The organism is Streptomyces milbemycinicus (assembly GCF_002154605.1).
Taxonomy (GTDB): Bacteria; Actinomycetota; Actinomycetes; order Streptomycetales; family Streptomycetaceae; genus Streptomyces; species Streptomyces milbemycinicus.
Genome location: NZ_MUNE01000984.1, coordinates 1 through 565 on the forward strand (window position 1 = coordinate 1; position 565 = coordinate 565).

General features: G+C 76.8%; 1 pseudogene. It reads left to right on the top strand.

From position 1 onward, the window contains the following. Positions 1-565, top strand: a pseudogene (locus CCN51_RS49980) (sigma-70 family RNA polymerase sigma factor); the annotation flags it as partial.

Here is a 565-nt window from a genome sequence, read left to right on the forward strand (position 1 = left end):
CCCTGAACCAGGTGCGTCAGCGCTGGCGCGAGGGGCGGGCGGGGGCGCGGGCCGGGCAGTTGGATGAGGCCGTCGAGGTGGCCGATCCCGGTGCGGACTTCGCGGAGGTGACGGTGTTGCGGCTCGGGCTGTCCGGGCAGCGGCGGGAGGTCGTGGAGGCGACCCGCTGGCTGGAGCGGGACGAGCGGGAGGTGCTGTCGCTGTGGTGGCTGGAGGCCGCGGGCGAGCTGACCCGCGCCGAGCTGGCGGCGGCCTGTGAACTCGCCCCGAAACACGCCGCGGTGCGGGTCCAGCGGGTCAAGAGCCGGCTGGACACCGCCCGTGGCGTGGTGCGGGCGCTGCGCGCGTCGCCGCGCTGCCCGGAGCTGTCGGCGCTGGTGAAGCCGTGGCACGGCAGACCGTCGGCGCTGTGGCGCAAGCGCCTGGCCCGCCATATCGGGCAGTGTCCGCGGTGCGGACTGGCCGCGGCCGATCTGGTGCCCGCCGAGGGGCTGTTGGCGGGCCTGGCCCTGGTGCCGCTGCCTGCTGGGCTGGCCGCGTACGCGCTGGGGCAGCTCGCCTCGGG